This window comes from Chryseobacterium manosquense, from assembly GCF_014623485.1.
Taxonomy (GTDB): Bacteria; Bacteroidota; Bacteroidia; order Flavobacteriales; family Weeksellaceae; genus Kaistella; species Kaistella haifensis.
On sequence record NZ_CP060203.1, the window covers coordinates 736,795 to 754,667 of the forward strand.

The 17,873-nt window shown below is 36.6% G+C and carries 18 protein-coding genes; 8 read left to right on the plus strand and 10 right to left on the minus strand.

The annotated features are described in order from the left end of the window. Positions 1-59: 59 nt before the first annotated feature. A complete protein-coding gene (gene tamL / locus H0S70_RS03395) occupies positions 60-2,636 on the minus strand; it encodes a translocation and assembly module lipoprotein TamL (protein WP_188321700.1) in 2,577 nt (858 codons plus the stop codon). On the opposite strand from tamL, the gene H0S70_RS03400 reads away from it, so the two are divergent. Continuing rightward, positions 2,622-3,350, plus strand: coding sequence for a TrmH family RNA methyltransferase (locus H0S70_RS03400; protein WP_188321701.1), 729 nt, complete (start codon positions 2,622-2,624; stop codon positions 3,348-3,350). The genes tamL and H0S70_RS03400 overlap by 15 nt on opposite strands. A gap of 27 nt (positions 3,351-3,377) precedes the next feature. Here H0S70_RS03400 and H0S70_RS03405 read toward each other — a convergent pair whose 3' ends face one another. From H0S70_RS03405 to porQ, 5 genes are all read right to left on the minus strand, one after another. Further along, positions 3,378-3,875: a phosphoribosyl-ATP pyrophosphatase gene (locus tag H0S70_RS03405; RefSeq protein ID WP_188321702.1), complete on the minus strand. Its 498-nt coding sequence runs from the start codon at positions 3,873-3,875 to the stop codon at positions 3,378-3,380. Positions 3,876-3,878: 3 nt separating this feature from the next. After that, complete coding sequence (locus H0S70_RS03410; protein ID WP_188321703.1) at positions 3,879-4,187, minus strand: phage holin family protein; 309 nt, start codon at positions 4,185-4,187, stop codon at positions 3,879-3,881. Positions 4,188-4,263: 76 nt separating this feature from the next. Next, complete coding sequence (locus H0S70_RS03415; RefSeq protein WP_123247793.1) at positions 4,264-4,647, minus strand: YtxH domain-containing protein; 384 nt, start codon at positions 4,645-4,647, stop codon at positions 4,264-4,266. Between the two features lie 102 nt (positions 4,648-4,749). Beyond that, positions 4,750-5,424, minus strand: a complete 675-nt coding sequence (gene cmk / locus H0S70_RS03420; protein ID WP_188321704.1) for a (d)CMP kinase — start codon at positions 5,422-5,424, stop codon at positions 4,750-4,752. Between the two features lie 74 nt (positions 5,425-5,498). Beyond that, the gene (gene porQ / locus H0S70_RS03425; protein ID WP_188321705.1) at positions 5,499-6,497 is read right to left on the minus strand and encodes a type IX secretion system protein PorQ; all 999 of its coding nucleotides are present in this window, start codon (positions 6,495-6,497) and stop codon (positions 5,499-5,501) included. 133 nt (positions 6,498-6,630) lie between these two features. Between porQ and pyrH the strand changes: the two genes are divergently transcribed. Together pyrH and frr are read left to right on the plus strand one after the other, a co-directional pair. Further along, on the plus strand, positions 6,631-7,344 hold the full coding sequence (gene pyrH, locus H0S70_RS03430) for a UMP kinase (RefSeq protein WP_188321706.1): 714 nt from the start codon (positions 6,631-6,633) through the stop codon (positions 7,342-7,344). A 114-nt stretch (positions 7,345-7,458) separates the two neighbouring features. Next, entirely contained in the window at positions 7,459-8,013 is a 555-nt protein-coding gene (gene frr, locus H0S70_RS03435; protein ID WP_188321707.1) for a ribosome recycling factor, read from the plus strand. 58 nt (positions 8,014-8,071) lie between these two features. Here frr and H0S70_RS03440 read toward each other — a convergent pair whose 3' ends face one another. Further along, on the minus strand, positions 8,072-8,728 hold the full coding sequence (locus H0S70_RS03440) for an NAD(P)H-binding protein (protein WP_188321708.1): 657 nt from the start codon (positions 8,726-8,728) through the stop codon (positions 8,072-8,074). Positions 8,729-8,829: 101 nt separating this feature from the next. Here H0S70_RS03440 and H0S70_RS03445 point away from each other — a divergent pair, with 101 nt between their 5' ends. After that, positions 8,830-9,183, plus strand: a complete 354-nt coding sequence (locus tag H0S70_RS03445) for an MmcQ/YjbR family DNA-binding protein (protein WP_188321709.1) — start codon at positions 8,830-8,832, stop codon at positions 9,181-9,183. Here H0S70_RS03445 and H0S70_RS03450 read toward each other — a convergent pair. Further along, positions 9,180-10,100 (minus strand): bifunctional riboflavin kinase/FAD synthetase, encoded by a 921-nt coding sequence (locus H0S70_RS03450; protein ID WP_188321710.1) that lies wholly within the window; start codon positions 10,098-10,100, stop codon positions 9,180-9,182. The genes H0S70_RS03445 and H0S70_RS03450 overlap by 4 nt on opposite strands. Positions 10,101-10,200: 100 nt before the next feature. On the opposite strand from H0S70_RS03450, the gene atpD reads away from it, so the two are divergent. From atpD to H0S70_RS03470, 4 genes are all read left to right on the plus strand, one after another. Continuing rightward, the gene (gene atpD / locus H0S70_RS03455) at positions 10,201-11,712 is read left to right on the plus strand and encodes a F0F1 ATP synthase subunit beta (protein ID WP_188321711.1); all 1,512 of its coding nucleotides are present in this window, start codon (positions 10,201-10,203) and stop codon (positions 11,710-11,712) included. An 80-nt stretch (positions 11,713-11,792) separates the two neighbouring features. Next, positions 11,793-12,074 (plus strand): FoF1 ATP synthase subunit delta/epsilon, encoded by a 282-nt coding sequence (locus H0S70_RS03460; protein WP_188321712.1) that lies wholly within the window; start codon positions 11,793-11,795, stop codon positions 12,072-12,074. Positions 12,075-12,348: 274 nt separating this feature from the next. After that, positions 12,349-13,158, plus strand: coding sequence for a glucose 1-dehydrogenase (locus tag H0S70_RS03465; RefSeq protein ID WP_188321713.1), 810 nt, complete (start codon positions 12,349-12,351; stop codon positions 13,156-13,158). A 49-nt stretch (positions 13,159-13,207) separates the two neighbouring features. Then, positions 13,208-15,856, plus strand: a complete 2,649-nt coding sequence (locus H0S70_RS03470; RefSeq protein ID WP_188321714.1) for an MGH1-like glycoside hydrolase domain-containing protein — start codon at positions 13,208-13,210, stop codon at positions 15,854-15,856. Positions 15,857-16,072: 216 nt separating this feature from the next. On the opposite strand, the gene rnk is transcribed toward H0S70_RS03470, so the two are convergent. Beyond that, positions 16,073-16,483 carry a nucleoside diphosphate kinase regulator gene (gene rnk, locus H0S70_RS03475; protein ID WP_188321715.1) on the minus strand — a complete coding sequence of 137 codons (411 nt, stop codon included), beginning with the start codon at positions 16,481-16,483 and terminating at the stop codon, positions 16,073-16,075. An 84-nt stretch (positions 16,484-16,567) separates the two neighbouring features. After that, on the minus strand, positions 16,568-17,842 hold the full coding sequence (locus H0S70_RS03480; protein WP_188321716.1) for an aminotransferase class I/II-fold pyridoxal phosphate-dependent enzyme: 1,275 nt from the start codon (positions 17,840-17,842) through the stop codon (positions 16,568-16,570). Positions 17,843-17,873 lie beyond the last annotated feature (31 nt).

Below are 17,873 nucleotides of genomic sequence, written 5' to 3' on the forward strand. Positions count from 1 at the left end.
CTTGTATAGACACAAAAACCGCCTCCATTGGAAGCGGTTTTTTTATATTAATTGTATCATTAAAAAGGATAACCAAAGGCAAAATTGAGCACAGGTTTCAGAGGTTGCCATTTCTGAATCACCCATCGGTCGCCGATGGGTTTGTTGGGATCATAAACTTTGTAAGCTGCGTCCAAACGTAGCGTGATGTACGCCACATTAATCCTTAAACCAATACCGGTTCCGACTCCCATTTGGGAAAGGAATTTATTGAATTTAAACTCGTCACCAAAACCATTGTCCTTTAAACTCCAGATATTTCCGGCATCGATAAAAGCAGCGCCTTCAAACATTTTGGTAAATGGCATTCGATATTCGATATTGGTCGTGAGTTTTACATTGTCCATGATATACGCGCGCACTTTTTCGTCCAATTGAGAATCTGCAGGACCTAATCCACCGAAAACTCGCCACGCCCGAATATCATTGGAACCGCCATTGAAATAAGATCGTACAAAAGGCATGGTAGAAGAGTTTCCATAAGGAATTCCGATTCCGATAAACTGGCGTAAAGCCAAAGTATGTTTATCATTGAAAAAACTAAAATATTTTCTTACATCAAAATCGAATTTCACAAATTGAGAATAGGGAATGTCGAAAATCTTTTTAGAGCTTCCTGAAACCAATCCTGTTACTTCTTCTCTACTATTGAAGATGCTGAAAATATTCCCGGCAGATTCAAATTTAGCATTCAAATAAAAAGGATTTGGCCTGTCTTTTTTCCCGATTTCATTATAAATAAAATTATAAATGACCGAAGAAATCAAGACATCTTGTGTTTGGCGGTCTTTGTTGATTAAAGTTTGAATAAAAGTGGAATACTGGTTTTGCTGATCTGGGTTAAGACTATTTTGAAAATCTAAGTCATTATTAATCGTCTGCGATACTTGGTCGAAAGTGATTTCGCCATTATTCAATTGGGTTTGTATTTCGGGATGCGACTGAAAATAGATTTGATGAACATTGTCTACCGCCAATCGATCGTTCGGGAAGAAATCGTAGTAACGATCTTTGTTTCGGGTTAAACTCAGCTGGCTGTTGAAAAGCGTTAATCGATGGGAAACAATGTCGTTCACATTTGCAAAATAATTTAAACCAGCATTAAAACCAATTCTTCCCAAACCGATATTATCTTGAACCGAAGCTCCCAAAACAATTGATGAAGTAGGAGAGTAGCGTTTGGGAATCACCTTCCAAGATTTGAATGGTAGCAGAAGTCTTGGAAAATTTAAGGAAGCTTGTGCGGAAATTTCGTATGCTAAACTTCGTTTCGTTTCATCTTTTGTATTCACTACCGAACCGAAAATTCCGGAAACACTGGTCGTAAGGTTTTCTGCACCACCAAAAATATTTCTCGTCGTTAAATCAACTGACGGCGAGACTCCAAAATTGAGAATTTGCGAGTAGTTGATATCAGTAGCCACTTTGAAATCGTATTTCGCAAGCGGAGAAAGGTAATAACTCACATCCAAAATACTGTCGTTTCCTTTGCGAAGAGTTTCGTTGTACTTTAAAATGTTGAAGTTGTTCATCGAAGCGATGTTTCTTTTGGTAAGATCCAAGTTTCGCTGATTGTACACTTCACCGGTTTCCAGAATGATTGGTCGCCAAAGTGAGATGGTTTTGTACTGATCATCAAGTTTATAGAAATTTATTCCTAAAAGTGAATCTTTCACTGTTTCTAAAGTATCCGATAATTTTTCGACATAATGAACTTTGATGTCTCCAATCGTTGTGATTCGATAAGGAGTATCCAAAGAATCGCTGTGAATGTCCATGATCAGAGGAACTTGCTTTCTGCTTTGAAGCGTATCCGCAGTGAAAAATATTTCTTCACTGGAATTATTGAACTTATAATATCCACGATCTTTCACCATTTCGTTGATTCTTTTTACCTCATTTTCCAATGTAGTTTGATCCAGGATTTGCTTACCTTTTACCAAACTTTTAGATAATTGCTCTTCATAGATGCTTTTAATCGCTTGGTCGGGAATATTGTAGTAATATTCGCTAATGTAGGTAGGATCTTTATGAGTAATCAAGTAATCGACTTCCGCTTTTTTCGATGCAGAATCTAAATCGTGACTGAATTTCACATCAGTATCCCAATAGCCTTTAAAAACAAAAAATTTTCGGATGGAATTGGCGCTTGTTTCGGTTTTTCCTTGGTCTAAAATTACCGGTGGTTGCCCAATACTGTGCATGAATCTTTCATAAAAAAGACTTTTACCAACATATTCCGGATGATTGTATTTAATGAAAAGCGAATCCCGAAGTTTCTGGTTTCTCATTTCCGAAGGATACGTCATGTATTCATTCAAAATCGAGTCGTATTTCGGATCCGTTGCATTGTACATCCAAAGTCCGATGGGAAACAGGAAGAGATTTTTTTTATTGGGTTTTTGGCTTACGTAATTGGGGATTTGATCTTCAAAAATTTTCCCGTCTTCAAATCTGTAATTGTTTTTTGTAAGAAGAAATTCACCATCGGGAACCTTTTTTGTAGTGCTGCAGGCATATAGAAATGCTATGGTCATTGCAGAAGCAAAAAATAAGTAATACTTTTGGAAATATTTTGATACATGCTTACGGCTCATAAAATAAAAATTTTACAGTCTTTAGACAAAAAGAAGTTCAGACAAAAATACAATTTGTTTTTGGTTGAAGGTAATAAAACCATCAAAGAAATCCCGCTTTCTCGCTATAAAATTCAAGAAATTTTCACAATAAATCCCAGCGAGTTGGGAATTGATGGTGTGAAAATTATAGAAATTTCGGATTCAGAACTCAAAAAAATAAGTTTTTTGCAACATCCGAAAGATTCGGTAGCGGTTTGCGAACTGCTAGAACCTAAATTTTTGGCTGATGTTCCTATCCAATTGGTTTTGGATGGAATTCAGGATCCTGGAAATTTGGGAACAATTATCCGGCTTGCTGATTGGTTTGGAATCGAACAAATAATTTGCAGTGAAGACACGGTGGATTTTTATAATCCGAAAGTGATCCAAGCGAGTATGGGATCGTTTCTCCGCGTGAATATTACTTATCAAAATATCGAAAATTATCTTCAAAATTCCACTGCAGCAATTATCGGAACCGATATGGATGGGGAAAATTTCTATCAGTTTGATTTCCCAGAAAAGTTTAATTTAATCCTCGGAAACGAAGGAAACGGAATTCGTCCGAATATTGAAGAACTTTTAACCCATAAAATCACGATTCCCCGTTTTGGAAAATCAAAATCTACCGAAAGTTTAAACGTTTCTATGGCGGCGGGAATTATTTTAGGCCAGATTTTCTCAGAAAAATAAAAAAAACCGCTTCATTGCGGTTTAAATTTATATCAATTGCTCGAGACTCGAGGCGGTTTTGTTTCTTTGGTAATTTTCCAGTTTTTCTCGAATAAATCTCAAAGCGATTGGCGCTAAATAGATGAGAGCCAAACCGATGATTTTCTTTTTCCAGCTCGCGTTGTAAAGACTTTTTTTAGCATAATTTCCTACAAAAGAAACAGCACCAATTTTTAAGGCATTTTCAACGAGATTCAATCCAGCGTCACTTTTGGCAAATCCGTAAACGGAATTTCTGTTTAGAACTTTATCTTTCACACTGTTCGAAAATTCTTTTACAATTTCGTCGGTGTTAATCGCTAGTTTTTTTTCGCCATCGGGTTGGGTTTTTTCCTGCAAATATTTGTCCGTGAATCCGTTGGTGAACGCACTTAAGCTTTCCTTAGTGTTATCAAAAGTGATCAAATCCTCCATCTCGGCGATTTCTTTTTTCAGAAGCGCTTTTTTTCTTTTCAGCTCGTCTAAGCTATTGTATTTCGATCCCATAATTTAGTCGTTTAATGATTTAATGATCTTATTGGCGATGGAATTTTTGATAGACTTCCGTGCAAGAATTACAATAAGAAGAATTAAAAGATAAAATCCCGACATAATGAGCAATCCGTACGCGTAATTCCCCAAATAGCTTCCGATGAGAAAGCCAAGTCCAAAATTGAGTAAAATAATAAAGAAAAAACCTGAAATTGCGACCATTATCAGAATGGCAAGAGTTCCTGCGGTGATGGATGATTTCTCCGTAGCTTCCATTTTCAGGAGGTCTAATCTTTTCGATGCGTATTCTTTTACAAGGTCGAGCATAATATTTTTTTTAAAATTACAAAAAAAGGAACTTAAGAGAAAGTTCCTTTTTATTTTAAAGAATAAAAACGGAATCTTAAGATTTCAATCCGTCTAATTCGTTTTCTACATCTTTTACAACTTCTGTTGTTTTTGCGATCGCTTGGTCTTTGTATTTATCGTAACCTTCTTTTACTGAAGATACCACTTTATCAGCAGTTTCTTTCACTTGAGAAGAAATATTACCATACTGATCTTTTACTTTTCCGGATACTTCCTGAAATTGCTCTTTTGCTTTTTCTGTAACCTTTCCGTATTGGTCAACTGCTTGATCTTTTAAATCGTTGGCCTTGGTTTTAATTTTTTTTCTAGTTTCTTTTCCTTCCTCAGGTGCGTAAAGCATTCCTAATACTACTCCTGCAGCAGCTCCTGCAAGCAATCCTGCTAATACTCCAGCTGCATTATTTCCTTTTTTAGACATTTTGTTATTTTTTAATAGTTAATAAATTTTTTAATTGCGTTTCCACGACCATAAAGTTACAATTTATATACCAATTAAAATTTTAAAAGTCTTAAAATTTTGTTAAATATCAGAAATAAAAGAAAGCATATAATTAATTGTTTGCTCTTTGGTCATTGAAGAATTATCAACTAAAATTGCATCGTGCGCTTTTTTTAAAGGAGCAATTGCTCTTTCACTATCAATTTTATCGCGTGAAATGAGATTTTCTCTTACTTCATTCTCCGTTGTTTCTATGTTTAAACCCTTTAGTTCCAGAAAACGTCTCTTCGTGCGCTCCTCAATGCTGGCTGTAAGGAAAAATTTGTAATCAGCATCCGGCAAAACTACTGTTCCGATATCTCTACCATCCATTATTACACCTCCTTTTTCGGCAATCGAACGTTGGGTTTCCATCAAATAATCGCGAACTTCTTTTTGGCTAGCTATTAAACTTACATTGGCAGAAACTTGGTTGGTTCGGATTTCTTTTGAAATATCTTTTCCATTGAGAAAAAGAATAAGTTCTTCATCTATTTTCTTGAATTCCAAATGAATCTGATTCAAATTTTTGAAGAGTTTTTCGAGATCAATTTTTTCGTTTTCGTCAGAGCATTCTTTGATTGCGAAGTAGGTAACGCCTCTGTAAAGCGCGCCGGTATCCATATGAATCAGTCCGAGTTTTTTGGCGATGACTTTGGAGATGGAACTTTTTCCGGTGGATGAATAGCCATCAATGGCGATTACGGGTTTTCTCATGACGCAAATTTCATCAATTTTTTTGAATTTGAGAAATGATTAAAAAGGAAAAAGGTAATTTCTGAATTTAATTTTTAGCGACGGTTTCCGCCAACTTCAATCAGATCCAAGGTAAGCCCAAACATATTAACATTCGAAGAATTATGATATCTCATATGGGAATAATCGAAACGGAAAGATGAAATTTTGATTCCAAAACCCGCAGAAAGCCCTGCAAAGCTTCTCTGATCCAGCACTGCAAGCTCATTTCCGCGTTTTACGTTATAGCCAAACCGAATATTGAATGCTTGTTGAGGAAATAATTCCGCACCGAAAGAAAAATGATCAGCAAATTTTCTTGTCCAGTTGATTTCTTGGCCGTTATTGTTATAATCCTGAGAAATATTTAGTTTCTGCAAATCGTGTGCGGTAATCGTAAGAGCGACCGGAAATTCATCGAGAATTTTTGTGTAACCCAAATCTACCCGGAATGCTACATTTTCTCGAACTCCATTGAAAGTTTTAAATTGATAACCAAAATTTCGGAAAACCAAAGCCAAAGTTTCATTGGTTTTGTCGTTATGGTAGGTAATTCCCGCATTTCCCACTACCGCCATCGAAGTATAATTGTCGATTTTTGAACTTACGAAATTGGCGCTTCCGGCAACGGTCCAGTTTTCTTCAAACTGATAAGCGTAACCAACACCTACAGATGCGTCCATCGCCCCGAATTCTCCGTCGATTACGGCGCTTTCATCGGTTCTCGGCATCCTTCCGTAATCCATATATTTTGCATTAAATGAAATCAAATGTCCTTCTTGCAAATCCTTTACATAACTGATCGTTCCGTATTTCGAATCTGCTAAATAAGAAGCGTAATTCAATGAAATCATTTTGTCTTGTTCCAGATTCATCAAACCGGGGTTAGTTGCAACAAAACTTACATCATAATCCCGAATAGAAACCGCATCACCACCCAACGCTGCTTGTCTTGCAGAAACCGGCGTGTTGAGGAATGCATAGACATTGGTTCCTTCCTGAGCCAAAAAAACGGTTGAAATAAGCAGTGCAGAAAAGGCAGTAAGTTTTTTCAAATCTGTATTTATGTTTGCAAAAATAATTTTTTTAATTTTTTTTCAAAATATTTCTCAGTAAATATAAATCTATTAACGGAATTATTTGCGTTTCCTTATATTTGCAGAGCAAAAAAAGTAATACTAGTAAAAAATGAAATACAAACGAATTCTTCTCAAACTTAGTGGCGAAGCTTTAATGGGAAACCGACAGTACGGAATTGATAATGACCGACTGAAAGATTATGCCGCAGAAATAAAAAAAGTTGTCGATAAAGGCTGCCAAGTTGCAATCGTAATCGGTGGCGGAAATATCTTCCGCGGTTTAGCCGGTGCTGCAAAAGGGATGGATAGAGTTCAGGGCGATTACATGGGAATGTTGGCAACCGTAATCAACGGGATGGCGTTGCAAGGAGCTTTGGAAGATGCCGGAATTTTTACAAGATTACAATCTGCAATCGAAATGGACAAAGTAGCAGAGCCTTTCATCAAAAGAAAAGCAACAAGACATTTGGAAAAGGGTAGAGTGGTAATTTTCGGAGCAGGAACGGGGAATCCTTATTTCACTACCGATACAGCAGCTACTTTGAGAGCCATCGAAATTGGTGCTGATGTTATTTTAAAAGGAACCAGAGTGGACGGAATTTACGATTCTGATCCCGAAAAAAACGCAGACGCCGTGAAATTTAATTCCCTTACTTTTGATGAAGTTTTCGAAAAAGGATTGAAAGTAATGGATATGACTGCTTTCACCTTGAGCCATGAAAATAATTTGCCAATTATCGTTTTTGATATGAATAAAGAAGGCAATTTACTGAAAATCGTAGAAGGCGAAAACATTGGTACTTTGGTGAATAGTAATAAATAAAATAAATTTCCCGTTTTATCGATCGGGATCATTCAATTTAAAAATTAAAAAAGTTTATTCACAACAATATATAATAAGGTGAATAAAATTTTCAACCCCAGAAACTAAACATTTATGGAAGAATTAGAACTTATTGTAGACGTGGTGAAGCAGGAAATGGATGCAGCAATCAAGCATTTGGATCACGCTTTTCAGAAAATCAGAGCCGGGCGCGCTTCCACAGCGATGGTTCAGGATGTGATGGTAGAATATTACGGTGCTCCAACGCCTCTTAATCAAGTTGCAAACGTGATGGTTCCCGACGCGATGACGATTTCAATCCAACCTTGGGACAGAACTGCAATTGGTGCCATCGAAAAAGCGATTATCAATTCAAATCTTGGTTTTGCACCGATGAATAATGGTGAAAATATCATTCTTAATGTTCCGCCTTTAACAGAAGAAAGAAGACGCGAACTCGCAAAAACTGCGAAAGTTGAAGCCGAAGCAACTAAAGTAACAGTAAGAAATGCCCGACAAGACGGTATGAAAGAACTGAAAAAACAAGATGGCATTTCGGAAGATTTGATCAAAGATGTGGAAGCGAGAATTCAGGTTCTTACGGATCAGTATGTGAAAGCTTGCGACGATCAGTTGAAAGTGAAAGAAGCAGAAATCATGAAAGTATAACTTTCAAAATGATTTTTTAAAAGATAAAAGCCCTGAATTTTGGGGCTTTTATCTTTTTTTAACCATTGGTTTTTTCTGCAAAACCGAAAATACTTCCGAGTTTTATTTTGGAATAACCGTAAGATTTTATTTTAGAAGAATTAATCATTGCTTGGGCTAAAATATCGGTTGGCAAAGGCTTTTGCTGAGTCAGAATTCCAAATTTATTAGCGAATTTGATAATTTTTCCGCCCAAAACTTCACCGGTTCTTTCGGTGTCCTTTCGATCGAGCATTCCGGGTTGAAAAATTGTTAGTTTGTTGAAATGAAGCGCTTTTATACTTTCTTCCAGCTCGCCTTTCATCCGCGAATAAAAAATCTTCGATTTCGGGCTGGCTCCGTAAGAAGAAACTAAAATAAAATCTTCCACATTGTTTTCTTTTGCCATTTTTGCAAAATTGTATTGATAATTATAATCCACTTTTCGCTGAGCTTCCTTGCTTCCCGCTGCTTTCAAAGTAGTTCCTAGACAAGAAAAAGCAACATCACCTTTTACCAAATCTTTCCATTCTTCGGGTTTATCAAAATCTACAACATGGGTTTTCAGTTTCGGATGCTGTATATTCATCGGTTTCCGAACGAAGATATTTACTTCATCATAATCTTTGTCATTCAATAATTTATAAACCAAATCTTTTCCCGTTGCGCCGGTTGCGCCGATTACAAGTGCTTTCATTTTTATTGAATTATCGTTAATGAATATTTTTCTTTTTTAAAATTACTAAATTTGTTTGAGATAGTTGTTCTAAAAATCAGATTTAATCATTATTTAAAATTATGGATGCCAACGAAATACTGGATTATTGCCTCGCCAAAAAAGGAGTTGAAGAAACTTTTCCCTTTGATAAAGAAACTTTGGTTTTGAGGGTTGGCGGAAAAATGTTTCTATTGATGTCTTTGGAAAAGCAACCATTAAGTATTGCGGTAAAAACCGATCCGGAATGGAGTGAAGAGCTTCGGGAAAAACATCCACAGATTACCGGAGCTTATCACATGAATAAAACCCACTGGAATTCGGTGTTGTGTGAAGGTTTGAAAAGCGATTTAATAAAAAAAATGATTGATCATTCTTATGATTTAATCCTGAATTCTTTAACCAAAAAGAAAAGGGAAGAGGTTTTGAATGCTTAGAAATTGAAATTTTCTGTTAGTTTCTTGTCTTCATCCAATCTTTCGATCAGTTTTTCAAGAGATTCAAATTTAATTTCATCGTGAAGGAAATCTCTGAAATTCACCGAAATTATTTCATCATAAATATCTCCGTTAAAATCCAAAATATAAACTTCCGTGGAAAGCGAATTTCCGTTTACAGTCGGGTTGGTTCCGATGCTTAGCATTCCTTTGTAATGTTTGTTTTTCACAAAAACATCCACAATATAAGCACCTTTTTTTGGCAAAAGTTTCGCTGGATCAGCCGCGATATTTGCTGTAGGATAGCCGATGGTTCTGCCAATTTTTTTTCCATGAACTACTTTTCCTGAAACAGAATAAACGTAGCCCAACATTTCGTTGGCTTCCTTCACATTTCCTTCCAAAAGCGCATTTCTGATTTGAGTGGAGCTGATGTGTTTGTCCTGAGAATCGACTGCTTCTACTTGTTCCACTTCGAAATCGTATTCGGAAGACATTTTTTGTAACAAACTGAAATCGCCGCTTCGGTTTTTGCCAAAAGTATGATCGTGACCGATAATTAAATGTTTCACGTTGAGTTTTTCGACCAAAACTTGTTTTACAAATTCTTCACCTGTTAAATTGCGGAACTCTTCATCAAACTCTTTTAAAAATAAATTCTCCACTCCTTTTTTTTCCAGAAGATAAATTTTTTCTTCGATTGTATTCAAGAATTTTAAATCGTCATCTGGGTTGAAAATCGTTCTCGGGTGTGGCCAAAAGGTAAGAATTGCAGACTCCAGGTTTTTTCTACGAGCAATAGCATTAAGTTTTTTGATGATAGATTGATGTCCGATATGTACGCCATCAAAAATACCAATGGATAATGCAAGAGGCGTTTTAGAAGAATATTGCGATAAATTTTCAGTGATTTTCAAGAGGAAAAATTTGTTTTGCAAATATGATAAAAATCTTTTTTTTAAGCAATTGTAGATTTGGGAACTTTCATTATATTTGCACTCAAGAAAAAAATTAGCAATGGCAAACCAAATTAAAGGAAAAATTTCTCAAATTATCGGTCCGGTAATCGACGTAGTTTTCACAGATGCAGCAGAGCTTCCGAAGATTTACGACGCATTGGAAATCACTAAAGTTGATGGTAACAAGGTAATTCTGGAAGTAGAACAACATATTGGCGAAGATTCAGTAAGATGTATCGCAATGGATGCTACTGATGGTCTTCAGAGAGGTCAGGAAGTAGTTTCTCAAGGCAGACAAATTACTATGCCAACAGGAGAAGGCGTTTACGGAAGACTTTTCAATGTAGTAGGTGATGCGATCGACGGAATTCAAGAAGTTTCTAAGGAAACTGGCGGCTTGCCAATCCACAGAGAGGCACCGAAATTTGATCAACTTTCTACTTCTGCAGAAATTCTTTTCACTGGAATTAAAGTAATCGACCTTGTAGAACCTTATGCAAAAGGAGGGAAAATTGGTTTGTTCGGTGGAGCAGGAGTTGGTAAAACTGTATTGATCCAAGAATTGATTAATAATATCGCAAAAGGCCACGGTGGACTTTCGGTTTTTGCCGGTGTAGGTGAAAGAACCAGAGAAGGGAACGACCTTTTGAGAGAAATGCTAGAATCTGGCATTATTAAATATGGGGATGAATTCATGCACTCTATGGAAAATGGAGGTTGGGATTTATCGAAAGTTGATATGGAAGAAATGAAAGACTCTAAATGTACTTTCGTTTTCGGACAGATGAACGAGCCACCTGGAGCTAGAGCAAGAGTTGCACTTTCAGGTTTGACGATTGCGGAATATTTCCGTGATGGTGACGGACAAGGACAAGGTAGAGACGTTTTGTTCTTCGTTGATAACATTTTCCGTTTTACACAAGCGGGTTCTGAGGTATCTGCACTTCTTGGGCGTATGCCTTCTGCGGTAGGTTACCAACCAACTTTGGCATCTGAAATGGGTGCTATGCAAGAAAGAATTACTTCGACTAAAAACGGTTCAATTACTTCTGTACAAGCGATCTATGTACCTGCGGATGATTTAACTGACCCGGCTCCGGCTACAACATTTGCTCACTTGGATGCAACTACCGTATTGGATAGAAAAATTGCTTCATTAGGTATTTATCCAGCGGTTGATCCTTTGGCTTCAACTTCAAGAATCCTTACTCCTGAAATTTTAGGTGACGAGCATTACGATTGCGCACAAAGAGTAAAAGAAATTCTTCAGAAATACAAAGCATTACAGGATATCATCGCGATTTTGGGTATGGAAGAACTTTCAGAAGAAGATAAACTTTCTGTTTACCGTGCGAGAAAAGTACAACGTTTTCTTTCTCAGCCATTCCACGTTGCAGAGCAATTTACCGGTTTGAAAGGTGCATTGGTTGATATCAAAGATACCATCAAAGGATTTAATATGATCATCGATGGTGAATTGGATCACTTACCAGAAGCGGCTTTCAACCTTAAAGGTACTATTGAAGAAGCGATTGAAGCTGGACAGAAAATGCTTGCTGAAAACGCATAATTAGACACAAGAACTCAGAAAACAGACATTAGACTTTTTGTCTGAAATCTGAAATCTGAAATCTTTAAATCTAAATAGAAATGAATATAAAAATTTTAACCCCGGAATTTGTAGTTTTTGAAGGCGAAGTGAAATCTGTTTTGCTTCCCGGAAAAAATGGCGATTTCCATATCATGAAAGATCACGCCGCGATCGTAGCTTCATTAATTTCTGGTAAAGTAAGAGTTTTTGCCAACGAAATTGATGAGAAATACGGAAAGCATTTCACCAAAGAAAACGAAAGAGAAAGCGTTTTTTCTTTCCCAGTGAAAAGTGGCGTTATTGAATTCAATAATAATAAAGGAATTATTCTTGCTGAATAAACTTCTTTTACTCATAAAAAATCCCGTCTTTGCAACAAAGACGGGATTTTTTTGTCTTTCCTGAAATTCCCATCAATACAAATATTCCCAAAGAATCAAAATATCCCCTCAAAACACAATATGTTATATTTTATTTAACATTTATTTAACATTAAGATTTGAAATTAAAACTTATGATTTTCTTAAATTTGATAAAGGCTTAGTAATTTTCTTGCAATTTTTTGAACAGAAGATTTCATGAGCCACCATTTTTTTTAAAATCAAATCAATAAGCATGGAAATTTCTTTAAAAAACCAAATCGCTATTATCACAGGTTCTTCCAGCGGAATTGGAGCCGGAATTGCAAAATCGATGGCAGAAGCTGGCGCAACAGTCGTCGTCAATTATCCGTTTGCTGGCGCATTAGATCAGGCAAATTTAGTTTTAAAAGAAATTACAGATGCTGGCGGAAAAGGAATTGTTTGCCAATGCGATGTTTCCAAAGAAGAGGAAGTCATCAAAATGTTTCAAGATGTAGTTTCCCAATTTGGAACGGTTGATATTTTAGTCAACAATGCCGGAATCCAAAAAGATGCGAAATTTACTGAAATGACCATTGATCAATGGAATGCTGTGATTGGAGTGAATCTTACTGGGCAGTTTCTTTGTGCAAGAGAAGCCATCAAAGAATTTCTTCGCCGAGGAATCGATCCATCAAAATCTGTAGCATGTGGGAAAATTATTCATATTTCTTCCGTTCACGAAATTATTCCTTGGGCAGGACACGCCAATTATGCTTCCAGCAAAGGCGCAATTCGAATGATGATGCAAACTTTGGCGCAGGAATATGGCGCAGATAAAATTCGGGTGAATTCGATTTGTCCCGGCGCCATTCAAACTCCCATCAATACCAATGCTTGGAACACGCCAGAAGCATTAAATTCTTTGCTCACTTTAATTCCTTACAACCGAATTGGTCAACCGCAAGATATAGGAAATCTGGCGGTATTTCTTGCAAGTGATCTTTCAGATTATATTACCGGCGCAAGTATTTTCATCGATGGCGGAATGACGACTTTCGAAAGTTTTTCTACAGGCGGATAATTTTTTATTCTGTAAAAACTCAATTTTAAATTTAAAAAAAATTCCAAAAATGACCGAAGAAAGTAAACGAATCCCTGATATTTTCTGGAAAAAATGGGGACCTTATGTAAGCAATCGAGAATGGGGTTTGGTTCGCGAAGATTATAGCGCAAATGGCGACGCTTGGAATTTTACTACTCATGACACCGCAGAAGCAAGAACTTATCGATGGGGTGAAGAAGGAATTTGTGGAATTTGCGATGACAAGCAACTCATGGTTTTTTCCCTCGGTCTTTGGAATAAAAAAGACAAAATGGTCAAAGAACGGTTTTTTGGTTTGACCAACGGACAAGGAAATCACGGGGAAGATGTAAAAGAATATTTCTATTATTTAGATAATACTCCCACTCATTCCTATATGAAAATGTTGTACAAATATCCTCAAAATGCTTTTCCTTATGATGAATTAATTCAAAAAAATGCAGACAGAAATAAGCAAGAAGCGGAGTATGAACTTATTGATACAGGTGTTTTCGATCAAAATGAATATTTCGATATTTTTATAGAATATGCCAAAAGTTCGCCCACCGATATTTTAGTAAAAATTACCGTCAATAATAAATCGAAAACCGATTCTCCAATCATTTTACTCCCAACAATTTGGTTTCGAAACACCTGGAATTGGGGTTATGACGATTACAAACCTAATCTGAAATCTGAAAAAACCGACCATATTACAATCGAAAGAGAAAAAGTAGATTTCAAAAATTTTTATGCAAAAAAATCTTCCAAAACGCTCTTTTGCGATAATGAAACCAATGCCGTAAAACTCTATCAGTCACCCAACAAAACCTCATTTCCGAAAGATGGAATTAATAATTTTATCATCTCTGGAAAAGCAGATTTCATCAATGAAAAAAACACAGGAACCAAAGCTTCCTTTCTCATTGATGAGATGATTTCTGCTGAGACTTCACAGGTTTTTGAGTTTCGCCTTTCTGATCAAGACTTAAATGAACCTTTCAAAGATTTTGATGAAATTTTTAATAAAAGAAAAGAAGAAGCAGATGAATTTTATGCCGATATTCAAAATGGAATTAAAAGTGAAGATGAAAAAATGGTGCAGCGACAAGCATTTGCAGGAATGTTGTGGAACAAACAATTTTATCATTATAATGTTTCAAAATGGTTAAAAGGCGATCCAGCTGAAATAAAGCCACCGAAATCTCGAGAGAAAATTCGCAATTTTGAGTGGACTCATCTTAATAATTTCGACATCATTTCCATGCCCGACAAATGGGAATATCCGTGGTATGCGACTTGGGATTTGGCTTTTCATACTTTGAGTTTTTCCTTAATTGATCCCGATTTTGCCAAGCAGCAACTCAAACTTTTTACCCTCGATTGGTATATGCACCCGAACGGGCAACTCCCGGCGTACGAATGGAATTTTTCCGATGTAAACCCGCCGGTTCACGCTTGGGCAGTTTTCAGGATTTTTAAAATTGATGAGGCTTTAAAAGGAAAACCCGATCTCGAGTTTCTGGAAACCGTTTTTCAAAAATTATTATTGAATTTCACTTGGTGGGTCAACAAAAAAGACAGCAACGGAAACAATATTTTTGAAGGCGGATTTTTGGGACTCGATAATGTGGGAATTTTCGATAGAAGCGACACCTTGCCAAACGGGCAAAGGTTGGAACAAGCCGACGGAACAAGTTGGATGGCAATGTTTGCACTGAATATGATGCGAATCTCGATAGAATTGGCGCAGTATAACCACATTTATGAAGAAATGGCGACCAAGTTTTTCGAGCATTTTCTCTACATCGCCAATGCATTGGATAATATGGGAGAATACGATTTTTCGCTTTGGGACGAAGAAGACGAATTTTTCTACGACGCAATATCAACCAATGAAGGCGAGCGCATGTTTTTGAGATTACGAACAATTGTTGGGCTTATTCCGATGTTTGCCGTTGAAGTAATTGAAGACGAAATGCTGGAGAAACTCCCATTATTCAAAGCGCGAATGGATTGGATTATGGAGAACAAACCCGAACTCGCTGCGCTGGTTTCCCACTGGGAAGTGAAAGGGCAAGATTCCAAACATTTGCTCAGTTTGCTTCGTGGCCATCGATTGAAAAGATTGTTAGCACGAATGCTCGATGAAAAGGAATTCCTGAGCGATTATGGCGTTCGTTCGCTCTCCAAAATTTATGAGGATAAACCCTTTCAAATTCATTTGAATGATATTGATTATTCCATAAAATATACGCCAGCAGAAAGCGATAGCGGGCTTTTTGGTGGCAACAGCAATTGGCGCGGACCCATTTGGTTTCCCATCAATTTTTTAATTATCGAAAGTTTGCAGCGGTTTTTCTTTTATTACAGTCCCGATTTTATGATAGAATATCCCACAGGAAGCGGAAATTTTGCCAATTTAGATGAAATTGCAGATGAATTAGGAAGTCGGCTGTCTAAAATATTTTTGAAAGATGAAAATGGAAATCGTGCTTTTAATGGGCAATATCCGAGATTTCAGGAAGATGAAAATTTCAAAGATTATATTTTATTTTACGAATATTTTCATGGTGATAATGGGAGAGGAGTTGGTGCATCTCACCAAACGGGTTGGACGGGATTGATTGCGAAAATCCTGCAGCCAAGATTGAGTAAAATGAAAATGGCAGAAGCCGAAACAGAAACTCCAAACTAAATTATAAAGGAATATTTCTAATTACATTCCGATCCCGAAAACTTTCGGGATCGGAAGGCACAAAAATTTTTATTTTAAGAAAAATAAAATATATTTTAAAGGAAAAAATAAGGTAAGCAAATTTCCTTTTTTCCTTTAGAAAGTAAATGGTTCACACTTATTTTGTGCCTTTTATGGTTTGAGGAAAATTTTAATAAACCAAATATTTATTAATTATTACAAATCGAAATCTCCGGCGGCTTCGGGTTGATAAATAATTTCATCAATAATAATTTTGGTCATTCCGGAAGGAACGAGCCAATCGATTTCATCTTTCACGCTATAACCGATTAATGCCGATGCAACCGGCGAGAAAATAGAGATTTTTTTTGCTTTAATATCGGCTTGATCAGGGTAAACAATTTTGAATTCTGTAACTGTTTTATTGTTTTCAAAATGAATTTTCACTACAGAATTCATGGTCACCACATCAGCGGGAATTTCTTCGGATTCCACAATTTTAGCAGAGTGAAGTTCATTCAATAGTTTTTCAGCATCTTCTTTTTTGATGCTGTTGTTCTGTTTTGCATCGCTGATGGATTTATGAATTCGGGTAAAATCTTGTTTGGTAATCAATATTTGTTTCATGATATTGTGTTTTTTGTTGGGGTATAAAAAAACCGCTTGAATTTTTCAAGCGGTTTATAATTTTATAAATTTCTTTGAAAAATTCTATGATGCTTTAAAGGATAAACCTTTTTCTTCCAATAATTTTTGCTCCTGCTCTTTGTAGAATCCGGAGGTTAATTTATCGTGAATTGCATCGAATGCTTCTAAAGTTTCGTTGATTTCAGCGTCGGTATGAGAAGCTGTTGGAATCAATCTCAAAAGGATCATTCCTTTTGGAATTACCGGGTAAATTACCACAGAAGTGAAGATTCCGTAGTTTTCTCTTAAATCTTTTACAAGAAGAGTTGCTTCAACGGTTGAACCCTGCATCATTACAGGAGTTACGCAAGTATTGGTGTTTCCTAAATTGAATCCTCTTTCTTTAAGACCATTTTGTAATTTGTTTACATTTTCCCAAAGTTTTGCTTTAATTTCCGGTCTTGAACGAAGTAAATCCAATCTTTTCAAACCTCCGATAACCATTGGCATGGTTAAAGATTTAGCAAAAACTTGTGAACGAAGATTGTATTTTAAAATTCGGATAATATCTTTATCACCAGCGATAAATGCACCGAAACCGGCCATTGATTTTGCAAAAGTTGAGAAATAAACGTCGATTTGATCTTGGCAACCTTGTTCTTCACCTGCACCCGCACCAGTTGCTCCTAAAGTTCCGAAACCGTGTGCATCATCAACTAAAAGTCGGAAGTTGAATTTTGATTTTAACTCACAAATTTCTTTGATTTTTCCTTGCATTCCGCGCATTCCGAAAACGCCCTCGGTGATAACCAAGATTCCGCCTCCTTGCTCTTCTGCTACTTTGGTCGCACGGGCAAGATTTTTTTCTAAACTCGCGATATCATTATGTTTAAAGGTAAAGCTTTTACCCATGTGAAGACGCACACCATCTACGATACAAGCGTGTGAATCGGCATCATAAACGATAACATCATGGCGGGAAACCAATGCATCGATGGTAGAAACCATTCCTTGGTAACCAAAATTCAAAAGATAAGCTGATTCTTTACCTACAAATTCTGCGAGCTCTCTTTCCAATTGCTGATGTTGTTCGGTTTCTCCGGACATCGCGCGAGCTCCCATCGGATAAAACATTCCGTATTCGGCAGCAGCTTTGGCATCAGCTTCTAAAACTTCCGGGTGGTTGCAAAGACCTAAATAATCATTCGCACTCCAGAAAACAACTTCTCTTCCTTGAAATCTCATTCTAGGACCGATAGGGCCTTCTAATTTAGGAAAAACGAAATATCCTTCCGCATAATCTGCAAACTGACCGAGCGGTCCAGGGTTTTGTCGTAACCGATCAAAAATATCTGTCATTATGTATTTATTTAAAAATAAAAATTAAGTA